The 19,811-nt window shown below is 37.3% G+C and carries 19 protein-coding genes and 1 riboswitch; of the genes, 17 read left to right on the top strand and 2 right to left on the bottom strand.

Features of this window, described 5'->3' with window-relative positions:
* Positions 1-394 precede the first annotated feature (394 nt).
* The 13 genes from ABE41_RS13340 (at position 395) to ABE41_RS13280 (ending at position 13,384) form a co-directional block, all read left to right on the top strand.
* Positions 395-910 carry a YqeG family HAD IIIA-type phosphatase gene (locus ABE41_RS13340; protein WP_066291170.1) on the top strand — a complete coding sequence of 172 codons (516 nt, stop codon included), beginning with the start codon at positions 395-397 and terminating at the stop codon, positions 908-910.
* A complete protein-coding gene (gene yqeH / locus ABE41_RS13335) occupies positions 907-2,010 on the top strand; it encodes a ribosome biogenesis GTPase YqeH (protein WP_066294846.1) in 1,104 nt (367 codons plus the stop codon). Before ABE41_RS13340 ends, yqeH begins: the two co-directional genes overlap by 4 nt.
* A gap of 15 nt (positions 2,011-2,025) precedes the next feature.
* Complete coding sequence (aroE, locus tag ABE41_RS13330; protein WP_066291168.1) at positions 2,026-2,853, top strand: shikimate dehydrogenase; 828 nt, start codon at positions 2,026-2,028, stop codon at positions 2,851-2,853.
* 2 nt (positions 2,854-2,855) lie between these two features.
* Positions 2,856-3,146: a ribosome assembly RNA-binding protein YhbY gene (gene yhbY / locus ABE41_RS13325; protein ID WP_066291164.1), complete on the top strand. Its 291-nt coding sequence runs from the start codon at positions 2,856-2,858 to the stop codon at positions 3,144-3,146.
* A gap of 3 nt (positions 3,147-3,149) precedes the next feature.
* A complete protein-coding gene (locus tag ABE41_RS13320; RefSeq protein WP_437435452.1) occupies positions 3,150-3,737 on the top strand; it encodes a nicotinate-nucleotide adenylyltransferase in 588 nt (195 codons plus the stop codon).
* A complete protein-coding gene (yqeK, locus tag ABE41_RS13315; protein WP_066291157.1) occupies positions 3,730-4,302 on the top strand; it encodes a bis(5'-nucleosyl)-tetraphosphatase (symmetrical) YqeK in 573 nt (190 codons plus the stop codon). Before ABE41_RS13320 ends, yqeK begins: the two co-directional genes overlap by 8 nt.
* Before the next feature lie 14 nt (positions 4,303-4,316).
* On the top strand, positions 4,317-4,685 hold the full coding sequence (gene rsfS, locus ABE41_RS13310; RefSeq protein ID WP_066291153.1) for a ribosome silencing factor: 369 nt from the start codon (positions 4,317-4,319) through the stop codon (positions 4,683-4,685).
* The gene (locus ABE41_RS13305) at positions 4,685-5,425 is read left to right on the top strand and encodes a class I SAM-dependent DNA methyltransferase (RefSeq protein ID WP_066291150.1); all 741 of its coding nucleotides are present in this window, start codon (positions 4,685-4,687) and stop codon (positions 5,423-5,425) included. Before rsfS ends, ABE41_RS13305 begins: the two co-directional genes overlap by 1 nt.
* 411 nt (positions 5,426-5,836) lie before the next feature.
* Positions 5,837-7,201: a sigma-54 interaction domain-containing protein gene (locus ABE41_RS13300; RefSeq protein ID WP_066291147.1), complete on the top strand. Its 1,365-nt coding sequence runs from the start codon at positions 5,837-5,839 to the stop codon at positions 7,199-7,201.
* 307 nt (positions 7,202-7,508) lie between these two features.
* Positions 7,509-8,903, top strand: coding sequence for a GntP family permease (locus ABE41_RS13295; protein WP_156774270.1), 1,395 nt, complete (start codon positions 7,509-7,511; stop codon positions 8,901-8,903).
* A gap of 27 nt (positions 8,904-8,930) precedes the next feature.
* Entirely contained in the window at positions 8,931-9,716 is a 786-nt protein-coding gene (locus ABE41_RS13290; protein WP_066291141.1) for a 3-hydroxybutyrate dehydrogenase, read from the top strand.
* A 69-nt stretch (positions 9,717-9,785) separates the two neighbouring features.
* Positions 9,786-9,987: riboswitch (cobalamin riboswitch) on the top strand.
* Between the two features lie 129 nt (positions 9,988-10,116).
* A complete protein-coding gene (locus ABE41_RS13285) occupies positions 10,117-12,342 on the top strand; it encodes a ribonucleoside-diphosphate reductase subunit alpha (RefSeq protein WP_066291139.1) in 2,226 nt (741 codons plus the stop codon).
* Positions 12,332-13,384 (top strand): ribonucleotide-diphosphate reductase subunit beta, encoded by a 1,053-nt coding sequence (locus tag ABE41_RS13280; protein ID WP_253805338.1) that lies wholly within the window; start codon positions 12,332-12,334, stop codon positions 13,382-13,384. The genes ABE41_RS13285 and ABE41_RS13280 overlap by 11 nt, the downstream gene beginning before the upstream one ends.
* A 64-nt stretch (positions 13,385-13,448) precedes the next feature.
* On the opposite strand, the gene comER is transcribed toward ABE41_RS13280, so the two are convergent.
* On the bottom strand, positions 13,449-14,285 hold the full coding sequence (gene comER / locus ABE41_RS13275; protein ID WP_066291137.1) for a late competence protein ComER: 837 nt from the start codon (positions 14,283-14,285) through the stop codon (positions 13,449-13,451).
* A gap of 97 nt (positions 14,286-14,382) precedes the next feature.
* Here comER and ABE41_RS13270 point away from each other — a divergent pair, with 97 nt between their 5' ends.
* The 3 genes from ABE41_RS13270 (at position 14,383) to ABE41_RS13260 (ending at position 17,813) form a co-directional block, all read left to right on the top strand.
* The gene (locus tag ABE41_RS13270; RefSeq protein WP_066291135.1) at positions 14,383-14,997 is read left to right on the top strand and encodes a helix-hairpin-helix domain-containing protein; all 615 of its coding nucleotides are present in this window, start codon (positions 14,383-14,385) and stop codon (positions 14,995-14,997) included.
* 68 nt (positions 14,998-15,065) lie between these two features.
* Positions 15,066-15,521 (top strand): ComE operon protein 2, encoded by a 456-nt coding sequence (locus ABE41_RS13265; RefSeq protein WP_066291133.1) that lies wholly within the window; start codon positions 15,066-15,068, stop codon positions 15,519-15,521.
* A gap of 66 nt (positions 15,522-15,587) precedes the next feature.
* Positions 15,588-17,813, top strand: a complete 2,226-nt coding sequence (locus tag ABE41_RS13260; protein WP_172827360.1) for a DNA internalization-related competence protein ComEC/Rec2 — start codon at positions 15,588-15,590, stop codon at positions 17,811-17,813.
* A gap of 39 nt (positions 17,814-17,852) precedes the next feature.
* Here ABE41_RS13260 and ABE41_RS20700 read toward each other — a convergent pair whose 3' ends face one another.
* On the bottom strand, positions 17,853-17,984 hold the full coding sequence (locus ABE41_RS20700; protein ID WP_083207800.1) for a YqzM family protein: 132 nt from the start codon (positions 17,982-17,984) through the stop codon (positions 17,853-17,855).
* A 541-nt stretch (positions 17,985-18,525) separates the two neighbouring features.
* On the opposite strand from ABE41_RS20700, the gene holA reads away from it, so the two are divergent.
* Positions 18,526-19,569: a DNA polymerase III subunit delta gene (gene holA / locus ABE41_RS13255; protein WP_066291127.1), complete on the top strand. Its 1,044-nt coding sequence runs from the start codon at positions 18,526-18,528 to the stop codon at positions 19,567-19,569.
* The last annotated feature ends 242 nt before the right edge of the window (positions 19,570-19,811 follow it).

Genomic DNA, 19,811 nt, shown 5'->3' with positions numbered 1-19,811 from the left:
TTAAGCGGCTTGGTCACCTCCTGTTTTTTCATTGTAAATCTTCAATTTGAGCATTCTAAAATGCTATGGGGTTCATAAAATGATAAGTTAATGTTTTATGTAAATGAAGCTTACCATGTATTGTAAAATAGAACAATCGTTCGTTTATCCACAGTGTTTGGTGGATAAGTTGTGGGTAAAGTGTTAACATCTTTACAAAAGGTAACTAAATACTAGGTGGATAATGTGAATAAGATTATCCACATTGTAGAGCAGGGGAACAATTTGTCGAAAACTTTTTTAACAATAGTGAAAAAGAAGTCCTTTTGTCTAATTAAGTTGAAAAACCGTTTGTTCTTCCTTACATTACTGGTAAAATAGAAACGTTCATTAGGAAATGTGAAGAGGTGCTAGAATGTTAAAACATTTTTTGCCGGATCAGCATGTTCAAAATATATTGGACATTACACCGGAAATGTTAGTGGAACGTGGAGTGAAGGGGATTATCACAGATTTGGATAATACGCTTGTAGAATGGGACAGGCCCGAAGCAACTCCTGAATTAATTAAATGGTTCACTTCTATTAAGGAAAAGGGCATTTTAATAACGATAGTTTCAAATAATACTCAACATAGAGTGAAAAGTTTTTCTGATCCTGTAGGGATTCCATTTATCTATAGTGCAAGAAAACCGATGACAAAGGCTTTCAAGAGAGCGCTGAAAGATATGAAGTTAAAAAATCAAGAAGTCGTTGTAATCGGCGATCAGTTGCTGACAGATGTACTTGGAGGAAACAGAATAGGATTACATACGATCCTTGTTGTTCCTGTAGCGAGCAGTGACGGGTTTTGGACAAGGTTTAACCGTAAAATTGAACGTATTATATTGTCTTGGATGAAAAGAAAAGGCATGATTCATTGGGAGGAATAAGTTTGGAACAAATCAAGTGTGTGGGCTGCGGCATTTCCATACAAACCGAGGACAAAGAAGCGCTTGGATACGCACCTCTTTCGGCATTAACGAAAGAGCTGCCTATTTGCCAGCGCTGTTTTCGTTTAAAGCACTATAATGAAATACACGATGTGAATTTGTCTGATGACGATTATCGCAAAATTGTCTCCAGTATTGGAGACGAAGATGCACTCGTTGTAAAGATTATAGATATTTTTGATTTCAATGGAAGCTGGCTGCCTGGTCTTCACCGCTATGCTGGTAAAAACCCTATCTTACTTGTAGGTAATAAGCTGGATCTCCTGCCGAAATCAGTAAATCCTAACAAAGTTATTCATTGGATGAAAAAAGAAGCGAAAGAGCTCGGGCTGAAGCCGATCGATGTTCAGCTTATTTCTGCTGAAAAGGGATACGGGATTGAAGAATTAGCAGATAGCATTGACCATTACAGGCAAGGCAGAGATGTTTATGTAGTAGGCTGTACAAACACAGGTAAATCTACGTTTATAAACAGATTGATAAAGCAGTTTGGAGAGGAAACTTCCGACTTTATTACGACGTCTCATTTTCCTGGAACAACGCTGGACTTAATTGATATTCCCCTTGATGCAAGAAGTCATATGTACGATACACCTGGAATCATTAATCATCACCAAATGGCCCATTATGTTTCTAAAAAGGAACTAAGTATCATAATGCCCAAAAAAGAAATCAAACCAATGGTGTTCCAGTTAAATGAAATGCAGACTTTATTCTTTGGCGGACTTGCAAGAATGGATTATTTGAAAGGTGGTAAACAATCCTTTGTTTGTCATTTTTCTAATCATTTAAACATCCATCGAACGAAGACTGAAAAAGCAGATGAACTATATGAAAAGCATCTTGGTGAAATGCTGGCGCCGCCAGAAGATACAGCTAATTTTCCAGAATTGAAACGCTATGAATGGATGATAAAGGAAAGCAAAACCGATGTGGTTATTTCAGGATTAGGATGGGTTACCTTCCCTGAAGCAGGTGCTAAAGTGGCTTTCTACGCTCCAGAAGGTGTATCAGTAACAATTCGAAAATCCTTAATTTAAGGAGGATTTTTTTAGATGATAAAAGCAATGGTTATCGGAGATCCAATAGAACATTCGTTATCGCCTGTGATGCATAACGAAGCCTTTAAACAAGCAGGAATACAAGGATCGTATGAAAAAATGAGGGTGACTTCAGACGACTTGCCTTCTTTTATACAATATTTAAAAGAGAGTGATTACGCGGGCTGCAATGTTACCATTCCGCATAAGGTTGAAGTTATTCCTTTTTTAGACGAGATTGATCCAGAAGCTGAAAAAATAGGAGCGGTTAACACCGTTGTTAATAAAAATGGAAAACTGATCGGGTACAACACCGATGGAAAAGGCTTTTTATTGGGGCTGAAAGAAAAAATCAGCAGGCCAATTAGTGAAATGAATCTTCTTTTAATTGGGGCAGGAGGAGCTGCGAGATCGATTGCTTATGCCCTATTAAAAGAAAATCCAGAAAAGCTGTTTATTGCAAACCGTTCAGCAGAAAGATTAACCCATTTAGTAAATGATTTAAATAATACATGTGTAGAGCCCTTATCGTTAAAGAAAGCGGAGAGTGAGCTGTCCCGCTTTGATGTATTGATTAATACTACGAATGCAGGTATGCATCCTAGTATTGAAACAATGCCTATACAATTAGCTCAAATAAAACATGATACTGTTGTTTGTGATATTGTCTATAATCCGCTTCAGACAAAGTGGCTGCAAACAGCAAAATGTAAAGGGGCCATTATAGATAACGGCGTTTCAATGCTTGTCATGCAAGGTGCGATGGCATTTGAAAAATGGACAGGCACTTTTCCGGATACAAATAAAATGAAAAAAGCAGTCATTGAACAGCTCAGGAGGTAATTATGCTAACAGGAAAACAAAAACGATTTTTACGTTCAAAAGCACATCATATTCAGCCCATCTTTCAGGTAGGAAAAGGCGGAGTGAACTCTAACTTAGTTAAGCAAGTAGAGGAAGCGCTCGAAGCACGAGAATTGATTAAAGTGAGTGTGCTTCAAAATTGTGAAGATGATAAAGATACAGTTGCAGAAGAACTGTCCACTGGATCAAAAGCTGAGTTGGTACAGGTGATCGGAAGTACGATCGTGCTTTATAAAGAATCTAAGAATCAAAAACGTATTGAACTCCCATAAGGAGTGAGTGCCTTGGAAAAACATATCGGTCTTTTTGGAGGAACGTTTAATCCGCCGCACATTGGGCATTTAATTATTGCACAGGAAGCATTGAAGCAGCTGAAATTAGATGAAGTGTGGTGGATGCCTGCTTCAAATCCTCCTCATAAGAAGAAAGTGGAAGATGTTTCAGACAGACATCGCATAGAGATGGTTAAGAAAACGATTGGAAACAATAATCAATTCTCCCTTTCTTTACTTGAATTTGAGAGAAGCGGTCCTTCATATACTATTGATACAATCCGGCTGTTGAAAGAGAAGTTTCCAAATAAGGAATTTACTTTTATTATGGGCGGAGATATGGTTCACTCTCTTGGCAGCTGGCATCAAATCGACCAGCTGAAAGACCTTGTCCAATTTGCAGGAGTCGGCCGTGAAGGCTTTCCGGTTGATGAACATTGGGAAAGGTATAACGTAAAACTTGTAGAAATACCTAATATCGGGATATCGTCTACATTTATTCGTTTAAGGGCAAAAGAGAACGGTAATATTCGTTATTTTGTTGCAGATGACGTCTGGAAGTATATTAAGGAGCACTTGCTTTATGGATAGAAATAAAGCACTTGAAATAGTTAAAAAACATTTAACTGAACACAGATATGTACACACATTAGGTGTGTTAGAAACGAGTTTGAAATTAGCGGAACTGTATGGCGGTGATTTGGATAAAACTGAAACTGCAGCCATCTTTCATGATTACGCTAAATTTCGTCCCAAAGATGAAATGAGAGAGATCGTTAAAAATGAAAATCTTCCGCAAGATCTTTTGCTTTTTGGAAGTGAAGTGCTGCATGCTCCAGTAGGTGCTTTTTTAGTAGAAAAGGAAATTGGAATACAAGATGAAGAAGTGTTAAGTGCCATTTATTATCATACAACGGGTAATGGTAATATGAACACATTAGAAAAAGTCATTTTTTTGGCCGATTATATTGAGCCAAACCGTCATTTCCCAGGAGTAGAAGAAGTAAGAGAAGAAGCTGAAAAAGATTTAAACAAAGCCTGTTTAATGGCTGTGAAAAACACTATTAATTTTTTGATGAAGCAAAACCAAAAGATCTATCCGTTAACTCTTGAAACTTATAATGGTCTAATGGATGAGACTCAGAATAAAAAATAGGAGGAGTGCATTGGATGAATGTTAAAGACCTTATGGAATTAGTTGTTAAAACAGTAGATGATAAAAGGGCGGAAAACATTGCTGTTTTAGACATGGAAGGAATTTCTTTAGTTGCAGATTATTTCGTAATCTGCCATGGTAATTCAGAAAAACAAGTTCAGGCAATTTCAAAAGAACTAAAAGATGTAGCTCTAGAAAACGATATTCAATTGCGCAGGATGGAAGGTTATGACCATGCTCGCTGGGTATTGATTGATTTAGGAAATGTAGTCGTACATGTCTTTCACCGTGATGACCGCAGCTATTATAATCTAGAGAAGTTATGGGGAGATGCAAATTCTGTAGATGTTGACGCAATTCTTGCACCCCAAGAAAATATGTAATGAGTTATCAGCAGTTCGCTTATCTTTATGATGAATTAATGGCAGATGCACCATATTCGAAGTGGCTGTCATTTATTAAAAATGCTGTATCTGCTTATCACCCGAATATCATCAGATTATTAGACGTTGGCTGTGGAACCGGTTCGATGCCAATCTTGCTGGCAAAAGAAGGATTTGAAGTTACTGGCGTTGATCTTTCTTCAGATATGCTTATGGTTGCAAAAGAAAAAGCAGAAAATGAAAATGTTGAACTTTCACTTTTTCAGCAGGACATGAGAGAACTAGAAGGCTTGGGAGCATATGATTGCGTAACAATTTTATGCGATTCTCTAAATTATATTTTAACGGAAGAAGACATAAAACAAACCTTTCTTTCAGTATGGAATCATTTAGAACCAAATGGTTTGCTTCTTTTTGATGTTCATTCCTTACATAAGATCAATAATATTTTTATTGGCAGCACTTTTGGCAGTAATAATGAAGAGCTTTCATACATCTGGCAATGTTATCAAGGTGAACACGATAACAGTGTAGAGCACGATTTATCTTTTTTCATTCTAAACAAAGATAACTATGAACGATACGATGAATTACACATTCAAAGAACGTTTTCAGTAGAAGACTATTCTAGATGGCTTAAAGAATGTCAATTTGAAGTATTAAGTATTACGGCAGATTTTGAAGATCAGAACCCAAATGAACAAAGTGAAAGAATATTGTTTATTGCTAAGAAATCTTAAAGGATGACTCAAAAGTATATTTTGGGGTAATGATTGTTTTGGCATTGTTGCTCTTGAAAGTGTTTGATTTCCGTTTCAGATACTCGCTTTCCGCGGGGCGTGGGGTGAGCCACTTTGTCGCTTTGCGGCTACAGTGTCTCACCTGTCACGCTACTCCCGCAGGAGTCTCGCATCTTACACTCCAATCAACTGTCAAGAGGATAGTTCCCCGTGAAATCTTTGATTGGATAACAGGAATCTGAGATGTTATTTATTTTTTGTTTTGTAAAAATAAAAAATTGGGGCTGCCAAAGGTAAGTTTACCTTACTTTTGGGACAGCCCCTTTTTCCATATGAAGAAATATTCTTTGTACGGTACAATAGGTTACAAATAAAAGCAGTACGTTTTTTAGGAACGAGGTATAGGATGCTATGTTGAATAATGACCCTTTGTTAAAACACAATATTTTAGAGACGATTATTGACAGTGCTTACGAATGGATTGTTGTAGTTGATCACGAAGGTATCGTACAATACATGAACAAAACTTATTGTGAGTTTTTAGGTGAAAATCCAAGAGAAGTAATAGGTAAGCATGTAACAAATGTGATCGAGAATACAAGGATGCATAAAGCTGTTCTTCAAGGAAAAGTTGAGATCGCTGATTTGCAGTTTATCAGGGGTAATTATATGATTGCAAACCGAATTCCTATTCTTCATGAAGGAAAAGTTATCGGTGCAGTAGGAACAGTAATCTTCAGAGATACAGAACAATGGAAGAAAATGAATTCCCATATTAAAGCGCTTTTGCATGAACTCGATTTTTATAAAAAAGAGTGGCATGAAATAAATGGAGCAACCTATACTCTCAATGATTTTATAGGAATATCCCGTGAGGCTGAAAAAATCAAAGATCGTGTAAAAAACATAGCAAGTGGTGATTTGTCAGTATTAATTCGCGGTGAAAGCGGCACAGGAAAAGAATTGCTGGCACATAGCATACATCAGCTGAGTGAAAGAAGCGCCAAGCCATTTATTAAAATAAATTGCGGTGCAGTACCGGAACATCTATTTGAATCTGAGCTTTTCGGCTATTCTGAAGGCGCCTTTACTGGGGCGAAAAGAGGCGGAAAACCAGGAAAGTTTCAGCTGGCTGACGGCGGTACATTATTTTTAGATGAAATTGGAGATCTTCCTCAAAATATGCAAATTAAACTGCTGCGTGTACTTCAGGAAAAAGAAGTGGAGCCTGTGGGTTCACTAAATTCCCAAAAAGTGAATGTTAGGGTAATTGCAGCAACTAACCGGCCTTTAGAGCAGCTTATAGAAAATAATAAGTTTCGAGAAGACTTGTTTTACAGAATCAATGTTTTACAGATTCAAATACCGCCGCTTCGAGAGAGGAAAGAAGATATATGGCCTTTAGCTGAGAGCTTCATTCGTTCTAATTGCAGGGAGACGGGGAAAAGGATTGTGAAAATTGATGATGATGTTAAAGAAGCTTTTCTTCAATACACTTGGCCAGGAAATACGAGAGAGCTGAAAAATTTTGTAGAGGCCGCTATTCAGCTGACACAAAGTGACCAAATTTCACTTGACGCTTTCCCGGATTTTCTTCGAGAGAAGCTGAAAGTTCATGAAGCTCAAAAATCATTAAAAGATTATGTTCATGAAACGGAGAAAAAAGTAATTTCATCTTATTTAAAAAAGATGGATGGGGACATTAAGGCTGTAGCTAATGCCCTTGGTATCGGAAAAACAAATTTGTACGATAAAATAAAAAAGTATAACATATGAATTAATTCCATATTCCGAAAAAACGGAAATTCATTCCGTTTTTTCGGAATTATTCATTTTATTAACTTTTGCTTGCTTGTATAGAGAAAAAAATGAAAAAACATAGAATGTAAGTATTTATCTATTTTATTTTTCCGATTTTTCGGAAAAATAACAGATGGATCCCTTTAATTTGTTGGTTTGTAATTGGCACAAAACTTGCAATAGTATAGGGGGAAGTATATAAGTGGAAAGGAGATTACTTTTTTAAAAATGTAAGCGCTTTTAAGAAATTGAAATTTTCATTTTAGAAATGGGGGAGAGAAAATTGGACATTATTATTATTTTATTATCATTATTTTTCCTGATGTTTGTAGCTTATCGTGGTTTTAGTGTCATCTTATTCGCACCGATCGCTGCCTTGTTTGCTGTTTTGCTAACAGAACCTGGCCATGTACTTCCGTTTTTCTCAGGTGTATTTATGGAGAAAATGGTTGGCTTTATTAAGTTATACTTTCCGGTCTTCTTGCTGGGAGCAATTTTTGGTAAAGTCGTCGAGATGTCTGGATTTGCAAAATCTATCACTCAGTTTGTGATCAAACTAATCGGACCGTCTCGTGCAATGCTTGCAATTGTACTAGTAGGAGCTATTCTTACTTATGGCGGGGTTTCACTTTTCGTTGTGGCATTTGCACTTTATCCATTTGCTGCCGAATTATTTAAGCTTGCAGATATTCCAAAGAGGCTTATTCCCGGAACAATTGCACTTGGTGCCTTTACATTTACGATGGATGCTTTTCCAGGAAGTCCGCAGATACAAAATATTATTCCGACATCATTCTTCGGAACAACCACGTGGGCTGCACCTTGGTTAGGATTTATCGGAGGTTTGTTCGTTTTTGTTCTTGGGATGGTTTACTTAGAATGGAGAAGAAGACAGGCAGCAGCTAAAGGTGAAGGGTATGGTACAGGCCATAGCAACGAACCTGAGAAACTCGAATCTGAGGAGCTTCCAAATGCTTTTATCGCGATCTTGCCCCTTATTTTAGTAGGTGTTTTTAATAAATGGTTTACGGTTCTTATACCAAAATATTATGGAAAGACATTTGATTTCTCAGCAATTGGTATGAAAAATGTACCGGAGATCCAAATTCCAACACTTGCAGCTGTATGGGCTGTTGAAGGAGCTCTAGTTATTGGGATTATCACAGTACTGCTGTTTTCTTTTAAAAGAATCAAGAACAACTTTAACAAAGGAATCAATTTATCCATCGGCGGTGCACTGCTTGCTACTCTAAACACTGCGTCAGAATATGGATTTGGCGGTGTTATCGCAGCACTCCCAGGTTTTACAGCTGTAAATAATGCTATGTCAAATACGATTAAAGACCCATTAGTAAACGAAGCTGTTACAACCACTACGCTAGCGGGTATTACAGGTTCAGCTTCAGGCGGTATGAGTATTGCACTGGCAACGATGAGTGAAACCTATGTCGAACAAGCAAACAAGCTTGGAATCGATACAGAAGTTCTTCACCGTGTTGCATCTATGGCGAGTGGCGGCATGGATACTTTGCCTCACAACGGTGCTGTAATTACCCTTTTAGCGGTAACAGGTCTCACTCATAAGCAGGCGTATATCGATATCTTTGCAATGACCCTTATTAAAACAGCAGCTGTTTTTGTTATTATAGGATTATATTACATGTTCGGGATCGTATAAGTCATTTAAGTTAAGGAGCGGATATCTGTGGAGTCGTTCGTAAAAGAAAAAGTTGTTTTTATTACAGGGGCAGCAAGCGGAATCGGTCTTGAGTTAGCTAAATCATTTGCTCAGAACGGGGCAATAGTTGTAATAAGTGATCTGAATGGTGATAAAGCAAAGAATGCTGCGGATGAACTTAACAATAAAGGATATAATTGTTTAGGATTAGGCTGCAATGTAACAGATGAAGACGATTTGAGGGGTGCACTCGATGAAACACTTCAGCACTATAATCGGATTGATGTATTGATCAATAATGCTGGACTGCAATTTGTATCACCGCTAGAAGAGTTTCCAACTGAAAAATTTCAGCAGTTGATAAGTGTAATGCTTACTGCTCCATTTATGGCAACGAAGCACGTGTTCCCAATCATGAAAAAACAAGGGTTCGGACGTATTATCAATATGGCGTCTATTAATGGACTAGTAGGATTCGCCGGAAAAGCAGCTTACAACAGTGCTAAACACGGCGTTATCGGTTTAACGAAAGTAGCCGCTTTAGAAGGAGCAGAATATGGCATAACGGTAAATGCTGTTTGTCCTGGTTATGTAGATACTCCACTTGTTAGAGGTCAGCTTCAAGACCTTGCAAAAACACGTAAAGTGGAACTTGAAAAAGTTTTAGAAGAAGTCATCTATCCTTTAGTTCCTCAGAAACGCTTATTAGATGTGCAGGAAATTGCTGATTATACGATTTTTCTCTCAAGTGAAAAAGCAAAAGGTGTTACTGGCCAAGCGATTGTAATTGATGGAGGTTATGTGGCACAATAATAGGAGTCTTTGAAAATACTTTTTCATTGACAATTACTATATTTGGTGTCAAAGTAAATGATACAAACCTATATATGGAGATTTCAGGTGCCGGTGATTGTCCGGCTTAAAAGGGAATTCGGTGAAATGCCGAAGCTGTCCCCGCAACTGTAATTGTGGACGAAATGGAACTGCCACTGTACAGATTAGCTATGAAAATGGCTGCTGTATGGGAAGGCCCAAAGTAGGATGAAGCATAAGCCAGTAGACCTGCCTGAATCTCTTGTTTTCTTTTCCTCGGGGATTGGGAGAAAGAACGGTATTTAACTCAAGCTATAGTCTTGTAAGTTTTCTATACGTTCCTTACCCCTCTTCCTGATGAAGAGGGGTTTTTTATATTTTACTAAGGAGTGGACCGTAAATGGAAAATACAGTAGCGAAATCGTCTCTCGGGGAATGGCTGCGGGATTGTGTTGCATCATTTCCTGAACTTCAGGGAGAACTGTTTTTGAAAAGAGCTGAAGACTTAGAATTAAAAAATAACAATCGTTCTGCGGTATTCAGGCAGTTAATCATGGAGGCTTTAAATTGTTTAAGTATGGAAGAACCACAATGGACATTTGTAGCAGCACGCCTCTATTTAAAGCAGCTGTATGAAGAAGTGCAATTAAATAAAGGAGCTGGTGAGAAACCACCATATTCTAATTTATACGGGCTTATTGAGCATTTAGTAGACCTGGAAATCTATGATGCTACGATTCTCTCTTCTTATAGTGCTCAAGAAATTAAAGAAGCAGAGAAGTGGATTGAACCTGAAAAAGATGAACTTTTTACATATATCGGGTTAAAGACTCTAGCTGACAGATATCTCGCTAAAGGATTTAACCATGAGTTATATGAACTGCCGCAAGAACGCTGGATGGTGATTGCTCTTTTCTTAATGAAAGATGAGGATCGTAAACATCGGATGGAGCTTGTAAAAGAAGCATATTGGGCACTTTCAAATCAGTACATGACTGTCGCTACTCCAACTTTAGCGAATGCAGGTAAGAGCTATGGACAGCTTAGTTCTTGTTTCATTGATACAATCGACGATAGTCTTCGCGGTATTTTTGATTCAAATACTGATGCGGCGACTGTATCAAAAGGAGGAGGAGGACTTGGAATTTACCTCGGCAAAATCCGTTCAAGAGGTTCTGATATAAGAGGATTTAAAGGCAATTCTTCCGGAGTTATACCATGGATGAAACAATTGAACAATACAGCCGTTTCCGTAGATCAGCTTGGACAGAGGCAAGGGGCAATTGCAGTTTATCTGGATGTGTGGCATAAAGATATATTGGAATTTTTAGATGCAAAATTAAACAATGGCGATGAAAGAATGAGGACCCATGATCTTTTTACAGGGGTCTGTATTCCGGATTTATTTATGGAAAAAGTAGAAAAGCGTGATGACTGGTATTTATTTGATCCGCATGAAGTGAGACGCTTCAAAGGCTATTCGCTGGAGGATTCATATGATGAGCAAAAAGGAAACGGCAGTTTCAGGGAAAAATATACAGAGTGCTTAATCGATGAAAGAATATCAAAAAAATGTATTCCTGCGATAGAAGTAATGAAAAGAATAATGAAGTCTCAGCTTGAAACAGGCACACCATTTATGTTTTATCGAGATACTGTTAATAGACTTAATCCTAATCCGCATCAAGGTATGGTTTATGCATCTAATCTATGTACCGAAATTATGCAGAACATGTCTGCAACCACAGTTCAATCAGAAGAAACTGAAGATGGAGAGATCATCATTCGAAAAACTCCAGGAGACTTTGTTGTCTGTAACCTATCATCTCTCTCGTTGGCAAAAGTAGTTGGAGATAATGTGTTGAAAAGAGTGATTGATATTCAAGTCAGAATGCTCGATAACGTAATTGATCTTAACTCCATAGATGTTCCGCAGGCAGTTCTTACGAATAAAAAATATAGAGCAATAGGTGTCGGAACGTTTGGCTGGCATCATCTTCTTGCAAAAGAGGGGATCAAATGGGAAAGTGAAGAAGCCGTCACTTTTGCAGACAAACTTTATGAAAAGATTAATTATTACGTCATAAGTGCGAGCAGTGATTTGGCGAAAGCAAAAGGTAAATACCCTGCTTTTTCAGGTTCAGATTGGCATTCTGGAGACTATTTTGCAAAAAGAAATTATGAAGCTGAAGAATGGCGCTATTTAAGAGAAAAAGTAAGAAGCCAAGGAATACGGAACGGTTATCTGATTGCAGTTGCACCAAATTCATCAACCTCAATCATTGCTAATTCAACGCCTAGTGTAGATCCAATCTTTAAAAAGTTTTATTCGGAAGAAAAGAAAAATTATAAAATACCTGTAACTGCTCCTGATTTGAACGCAGAGACCACATGGTTCTATAAATCAGCTTTTCATATTGATCAAAGGTGGAGCATAGTACAGAATGCAGCTAGGCAGAGACATGTTGATCAGTCTATATCATTTAACCTTTATGTAACTCACAACATAAAAGCAAAAGAGCTGCTGGACCTTCATCTGCTTAGTTTTGAAAAAGGACTTAAAACAACTTATTACACAAGATCAACTTCAATCGAACTTGAAGGGTGTGAAAGCTGTGAAAGTTAAAGTGAACACAAAATTACAAGAAAGAAAAATATATGATACCAGTGCACCAAATGCTTCTACAAGTGTTATTAATGGACATAGCTCCAACATCCTGAATTGGGACGACGTCCGTTTTCCGTGGGCTTACCCATTATATAAAAACATGCTGTCAAACTTTTGGACGCCATTTGAGATCAATATGTCCAGTGACAGTAAACAATATGTTAATCTATCTGAGAAAGAGAAGGATACATTTAATAAAATAATCGGGCTTCTCGCGTTTTTAGATAGTGTACAAACTGATTATTCAAGCAGAGTTTCGGCTTATTTAACAGACTCGAGTCTTTCAGCGCTTATGGCAACCCTCTCCTTTCAAGAGGTTGTTCATAATCAATCGTATTCTTACGTATTATCATCACTCGTTCCAAAGTGGAAACAAGATGAAATTTTTGAATATTGGAAAACAGATCAAGTACTGCTTGAGAGAAATGATTTTATCGCAAAAGGCTATGAGGAATTTATAAAGAACCCTAACCCGGAAACTTTCATAAAATCAATTATTTATGATGTGATCTTAGAAGGATTAAATTTTTATTCTGGTTTCAGTTTCTTTTATAACTTAGCAAGAAATCAAAAGATGGTATCCACATCAACGATGATCAATTATATAAACAGAGATGAACAGCTTCACGTGTACTTGTTTTGCAATATATTCAAGGCTGTACTTAAAGATTTTCCGGAAATTGATAAAGAAGAACTGCATCAATTTGCAAGGGAAACGTTTAAAACTGCCGTTGAGCTGGAAATCAAATGGAGTAAATATATTATTGGAGATTCATTCGAAGGAATTAATAAGACCGACTTGGAAGACTATATCAAGTTTATGGCGAATAAAAGATTAAACGAACTAGGATTTGAAAAGTTATATCCCGAATATAAGAAAAATCCTCTTCCTTGGATAAAAGCATATTCTGATGTTAATTCAGGAAAAAGTGATTTTTTTGAACAGAAATCGAGACAGTACACTAAGGTTTCTGACGAAAATGGATTTGATGAATTATAAAAAGCCGGATATTCATTCCGGCTTTTTTCTTTAAAGTCTTTTATACTGAACTGCATAAGAAAAATTACTTTAGTTCTTCCTTTACCTCGAATTGCTGACTAACTTTTTCGCATTCTTCGTGATATTTTTCATGTGTCCGCTGTATGACATGATCGAATACTTCATCCATTTCACTGCTTAAGATCTTAATTCCTTCACCAGTAATACCACCTTTAACGCATACTTTTTGTATAAGTGTAGGCAGCGTATAGACTTCTTTTTCAAGTAGTTTACCCATTCCAATGATCATGTCGCTGGCTAGCTGAGTTGCTTGCGCTTTCGTTATATCGGTTTGATTAACAGCACTATTTATAAAACATTGCAGTACGTAGCCGATAAAGGCAGGTCCGCAGCTTGCAATATCAGAAGACACTCGAGTAATGTTTTCGTCGATAATTAAAGGGGTTGAAATGAAAGACATCAGAGTAAGCAGTTTTTCTCTGTAATCAGAGTGGCAGCGGCTTCCAAACGATATAAGAGATGATCCAGACAAGGCTCGATTATTAATGCTTGGAATGGCTCTTGCTATATTGCAGTCAAGAAGGTCTTCAAGCTGTTCACATGAAATAGGACTTGTAATAGATACAAGCAGCTGATGTTTAGAGATATAGTTTTTATTAGTCGAAAGCAAAGAATAAAATTCATGGGGTTTAACACAAATAAATACGATATCAGCGAACCGAAATACTTCTTCTGGTGTATTCCCTATCTTAATTTTTGGGTAGGCGTGCTGCAGCCTTTCCGCTTTGGACAGGGTGCGGTTAGTAACCATCAACCGTGATGGGGAAATGGCTGAAGATTCTATGAAAGAAGCAACGAGAACGCTTCCCATATTCCCGGTTCCGATAATTCCGATCTTCATACTTTAACCTCCTTCCTCTACCTTAAAATCTATGCGCTCAATGTTTTGTTTATGATTTTGTAAGGTTCCACCTTCACAGAAAAAGGAGTAGACTTTTATGATTCAGCTAAAAAAACGTATTAACTTGGTGCTCGGAGCAGGTTTGTTACTTTTAATTTTGTTGGGTCTGTTCATTTTCAAAAATATAAACAGCCATCCTGAGACGGTGATTTCACCCGAACAAATGCCTATGATAAAAGATGAATCGATTAACTCTGGAACCGAAAAAAATGAGGGCAAAGCAGATTCCTCAGACCCTATAATGGTTGATGTTCAAGGAAGTGTTAAAAAGCCAGGTGTGTATGAAATGAATAATGGTGATCGCGTGATAGACGTGATTAAAAAAGCGGGTGGTTTTTTAGAGGAGGCAGAAGCGAGATCGGTAAACCAGGCGGAAAAAATTGCTGATGAAATGATTATTTATGTTGCTGCTAAGGGGGAAGAGATTCATTCCTTATCTTCTAATATGGAAAAAGAAGAATTATTAAATATTAATTCTGCTGATTTATCTGAACTGCAGACACTTAGCGGTGTTGGTCCCTCTAAAACTCAAAGTATTATTTCCTACCGTGAGGAATTTGGTCCGTTCAAATCAGTTGACCAGCTGTTAGAAGTTCGGGGAATTGGTGAAAAAACGATTGAAGAATGGAAAGATAAAATTAAGTTCAGGTAATGGTTTTTATTGACCCGCTTTTTTGCTGAGTCTACACTATACATTATAGAATAAGGAGGGGATAAGATTTGAAACGAATTTCCTGGAATGAATATTTTATGGCACAAAGCCAGCTGCTTGCTTTGCGCAGTACGTGCACCCGCTTAGCAGTAGGTGCTACGATTGTAAGAGATAAACGGATAATCGCCGGAGGGTATAACGGTTCAATATCTGGCGGCGTTCATTGTATAGATGAAGGTTGTTATGTAATTGATGGGCATTGTGTAAGAACCATTCACGCTGAGATGAATGCTCTCCTTCAATGTGCGAAGTTCGGCGTGCCGACTGATGGAGCTGAAATGTATGTTACGCATTTTCCCTGTCTGCACTGCTGCAGATCCATAATCCAAAGTGGTATAAAGAAAATTTACTACGGTGAAGATTACAAAAACCATCCATATAGTATAGAACAATTTAAAGAAGCTGGAGTGACTGTTGAGAAAGTTGAAATGACTATACCTCCATCAGCATTTATACCAAGCTGATTTATGAATCCTAGGCTTGCTGTTCTAAGTGCGCTCTTTGCATTGACAGGTGTATGGCTTTCAAAAATGATAACGGTAACTGGGATCGTTCTAATCACTTTCCTGGTTATCGTAATCTTCTTTCAGTTAAAAAGGAAAACTTTTGTTGTTCTCATGTTTCTTCCTCTTTTCTTTTTTTATTCCCAATGGTATGAACTAAAAAATATCTCCTTATTTCCTCCGCATACTACTGATTTTCAAGGCACAATTGAAACGATCCCAAAGATTGACGGCAATATGATCTCATTTCAATATAAAAGCTCAGGAGAAATTCTTGTTGTCCGATACAAAATGAACTCAGCTGATGAAAAACGTAGCTTGGAAAAACTTGAAATTGGCATGCATTGTTTTTTTAATGGAACACTTGAAGATCCTCAACCACAATCTCATTACTTTGGTATGAACTATCGCGAATTTCTGCATAACAAAAACATTCATTGGATTCTTGAACCTTCTCAGGTTGATGGAGAGAGTTGTGTCAAGGATAAAAAGGAAAATCTAATTTCCAGAATAAAAATATGGAGAAGCAAAAGTATTAAACAATTAGAAACTCAGTTTTCACAAAATACTGCAGGATTAATGAATGCTCTTATTTTTGGATACCGTGAAAAGATTGAAATCGAGACACTGGAATCCTACCAGAAATTAGGACTGACACATCTTTTAGCTGTCTCAGGCTTTAATGTAGGCATCGTTTCATATTTCTTATATTTATTATTCGTAAGAATGGGAATTGTGAAAGAACTGGCTTATGTATTAATCGTGATTTTTCTCCCCATTTACATAGTATTAACAGGCGGTGAAAGTTCAATAGTGCGGGCAGGAATTATGGGGATGCTGGCATTATGCTTTATAGTTTTTCGGAAAAAGATAAACCCAGCAATGCTGTTATCAATTGTTTGTATCATAATGCTGTCCTGGAATCCGCTGTACGCTTTTGATCTTGGTTTTCAGCTTTCCTTCTTAATGACATTTGTTCTGATAACATCATTTTCTCTGTTTAAATCCAGATCGAACATTCAACTGCTCATTATCACCTCTTTTATGTGCTCTCTATTTTCATTCCCTATCATTCTGTATCATTTTTTTGAATTCTCTCTTTGGTCACTTCCGATTAACATATTATATATTCCTGTTGTATCCCTTGTTTTATTTCCTGTTTCTTTATTTGTGTTCACTGTCATTCAATTAACTCCCAGTGCTGTATATTTGCTGAAACTTCCGGTTCAAATTCTTTTTGAGTGTTCTGCTTCTTTTTTAGAAATAGCTCAGAAATTCAACGGAATGCTTCTGCTTGGACGTCCTTCCTCATGGCTTTTTTTATTCTATTTCTTAGCCATACTTTATTTATTTTATGAATGGGAGAGAAATGACCGTATCCATCTTCGTTTTTGCTTACCCTTTATGTTTATCATTATGGTGCAAGCTTGTATCCCATATCTGAATCCCTCTGCTAAAGTTTCCTTTATTAATGTTGGTCAAGGGGATAGCGTTCTGATTGAACTGCCTTTCCGGAGAGCGGTCTATCTAATCGATACGGGAGGGGCAATTCCTTTTAAAAAAGAAAAATGGGAAGAGCGTAATGAAGAATATGATGTTACAAAAAAAGCTGTTCTTCCATATTTAAAAGGAAGAGGGATTAGAAAGATTGATGGTTTGATATTAAGTCATCCTGATATGGATCATGCTGGCGGAACTGTTTTTTTAATAAACAACTTTCCGATCGAAACCATTTATATGCCTAAAAATAATAATCTTAGCGAACTCGAAACGGAAATTATTGAATCAGGGAAACAAAAGGGAATTCATGTGAAAAATTTGAGAAAGGGTATGCAGTGGAGCATTGGTAATTCTCAATTTTTAGTTCTGCATCCGAGCGAAAAAGATACATCATCAAACAATAGATCGGTTGTTCTTTGGATAAAGCTTTACAATACGTCGTTTTTATTAACAGGTGACATAGAAAAGGAAGCAGAACATGAAATCATTAATAATTTTTCTCGGCTAAATGTTGATGTATTGAAAGTTGCACATCATGGAAGCCGCACTTCTACAACGGACCAATTTTTAGAGCTTGCAGCGCCTGAATTTGCAGTAATAAGCTCAGGGAGAAATAACATTTATGGACATCCTGCTATAGATGTTATTACCAGATTAAAAAAGAAAAAAGTGACTATTTATAGGACAGATGAAAACGGAGATATTATTTTCGAAGCTGCAGAAAGAGGGTTGAAGATAACTACAGTTCAATAAAAAAGAACCGAATAAAAGTATTCGGCTCTTTTTTATGTATTATGCAATAGCTTTAAGAATGACTCCGATGGCAAAAATAACTGTAAAGAATCCAAATGTTACAACAAAGCCAACTCCGGAATCAATAAGGTCGTTACGCTTGCTCTGTACATCTTTTTCGAAATGGTTCATGTGACAACCCTCCTAATCCATCCTTAGTATACGTTATCATTTTCAAAAAATCCATACTGAAAATGCTTTCTTTCACTCTTTTATTAAAAGGTTCTTTTCTAAAAGATTGTTGCTTTTGAGTATTTTGTTACATCTCTTCATTGACAAGTTGATTGGAGTGCAAGGTGCGAGACTCCTCGAAAATGAAAACCACATTTTCTTCGTGCGATGTAAAGCTATCGAAGCTTTCCTTGTCCTGTGGGATTTAGCATGACAGGTGAGACCACGCGTGCGCTATGCGCCGAGGAGGCTTACCGCACGCCCCGCGGAAAGCGAGCACCTGGAACGGAAATCAACCACTTACAAGAGCAACAAAGATTGCCTATTCGTTGTAACCAATAAAAATTTTGCGCATAGGATATCCTAATTAAAGCCGGCTCGTGAGCTGTAAAAGTTCAGGTGTTGGTGTTTATCATAAATGAAGGAACGGGCTATAGCTCTGTTCCTTCTTTTGCTTGCAAAACACTTCTATACACCATAGGATTAAAGGGAGGTGAAAAAGGTGCTTACAGTCGATGCATTGAAAAAAAACATAAAAAATAAAAACACTTCTCCTATTTACTTAATATGGGGAACCGAACTTTACTTAGCTGAGGAAGCCATACAAGCGATTTCTTCCTTGTTGGCTCCAGATGAAAGAGACTTCAATCTAAGCATACATAACCTGGATGAAATTTCGGTGCAGGAAGTTATGGAAGATGCCGAAACGATGCCTTTTTTAGGTGACCGCCGGATTGTTGTCATGAAAAATGCTGCTTTTCTTACAGCGGCTAAAGATAAGGCTAAATTAGAACATGATTTTAAAGTGTTCGAACAATACATACAAAATCCAGCAGATTATACAACGCTTGTTATCGTCGTCCCGTATGAGAAACTTGATGAACGAAAAAAAATAGTTAAACAATTAAAATCACAGGCTGAAATCATTCAAGTATCTCAATTAAGCAATGAAACTGCAGAAAAGTGGCTCTTTAAGGAAGCACAATCCTTGAATGTTTCAATTGAAACGGATGCAATTGAACTTCTCCTTTCTAGATTAGGCACGAAAATGTCTGTTTTAGCAAAAGAAATTGAGAAAATGGCCTTGTATGTCGGTGAGAACGGTAACATTACAAAAGAAACTGTGGATGAGTTAGTTGCCAGAACTTTAGAAGATGATGTTTTCGGGCTCGTGGATCACGTTGTACATAAACGTACAGAGCAAGCGTTAAGAAGCTTTTATGATTTGATGAAACAAAATCAGGAACCAATTCAAATACATGCTTTAATTACGCGTCAGTTCCGAATAATAAATGGAGTGAAAGAACTTCAAAAAAAGGGTTATGGAGAGAAGCAGATTGCTTCTGCGCTAAAATTGCATCCATATGCTGTAAAATTAGCTGGTAAGCATGCCAGTCAATTTGATGAGAGGTTTTTAAGAAATTGCCTCGATGATTTTGCGGAAACAGATTATAAGATGAAAACAGGTCAAATGGATAAGTCACTGCTTTTAGAAATGGAAATTATCAAACTTTCACAAGCACAAAAAACCAGCTCCCTCGTATAAGGGGGCTGGTTTATTTAATTTCCCGATTAAATACAAAATAAAAGGCTGTTTTCTAAAAGATTGTTGCTTTTGGTTCATTTTTTCATTCTCTTCATTGACAAGGTGATTGGAGTGCAAGGTGCGTGCCTATCACTTGAGAAGCTTCTCGTTAGGCATGCGACGAGAAGGCTCACCGCACGCCCCGCGGAAAGCGAGCATGCTGTAACGGAAATCAACCACTTCCATGAGCAACAAAGATTGCG

Origin of the sequence: Fictibacillus arsenicus, assembly GCF_001642935.1 — a bacterium.
GTDB classification, from domain to species: domain Bacteria; phylum Bacillota; class Bacilli; order Bacillales; family Fictibacillaceae; genus Fictibacillus; species Fictibacillus arsenicus_B.
This window is presented reverse-complemented; position numbering and strand designations above follow the sequence as displayed.

What these genes read in the sequence shown, in the direction of transcription:
- ABE41_RS13340 (WP_066291170.1), top strand. Translation starts at nt 395, where the DNA reads ATGTTAAAACATTTTTTGCCGGATCAGCATGTTCAAAATATATTGGAC.
- aroE (WP_066291168.1), top strand. Translation starts at nt 2,026, where the DNA reads ATGATAAAAGCAATGGTTATCGGAGATCCAATAGAACATTCGTTATCG.
- yhbY (WP_066291164.1), top strand. Translation starts at nt 2,856, where the DNA reads ATGCTAACAGGAAAACAAAAACGATTTTTACGTTCAAAAGCACATCAT.
- yqeK (WP_066291157.1), top strand. Translation starts at nt 3,730, where the DNA reads ATGGATAGAAATAAAGCACTTGAAATAGTTAAAAAACATTTAACTGAA.
- rsfS (WP_066291153.1), top strand. Translation starts at nt 4,317, where the DNA reads ATGAATGTTAAAGACCTTATGGAATTAGTTGTTAAAACAGTAGATGAT.
- ABE41_RS13305 (WP_066291150.1), top strand. Translation starts at nt 4,685, where the DNA reads ATGAGTTATCAGCAGTTCGCTTATCTTTATGATGAATTAATGGCAGAT.
- ABE41_RS13300 (WP_066291147.1), top strand. Translation starts at nt 5,837, where the DNA reads ATGTTGAATAATGACCCTTTGTTAAAACACAATATTTTAGAGACGATT.
- ABE41_RS13285 (WP_066291139.1), top strand. Translation starts at nt 10,117, where the DNA reads ATGGAAAATACAGTAGCGAAATCGTCTCTCGGGGAATGGCTGCGGGAT.
- comER (WP_066291137.1), bottom strand. Translation starts at nt 14,285, where the DNA reads ATGAAGATCGGAATTATCGGAACCGGGAATATGGGAAGCGTTCTCGTT.
- ABE41_RS13270 (WP_066291135.1), top strand. Translation starts at nt 14,383, where the DNA reads ATGATTCAGCTAAAAAAACGTATTAACTTGGTGCTCGGAGCAGGTTTG.
- ABE41_RS13260 (WP_172827360.1), top strand. Translation starts at nt 15,588, where the DNA reads ATGATAACGGTAACTGGGATCGTTCTAATCACTTTCCTGGTTATCGTA.
- ABE41_RS20700 (WP_083207800.1), bottom strand. Translation starts at nt 17,984, where the DNA reads ATGAACCATTTCGAAAAAGATGTACAGAGCAAGCGTAACGACCTTATT.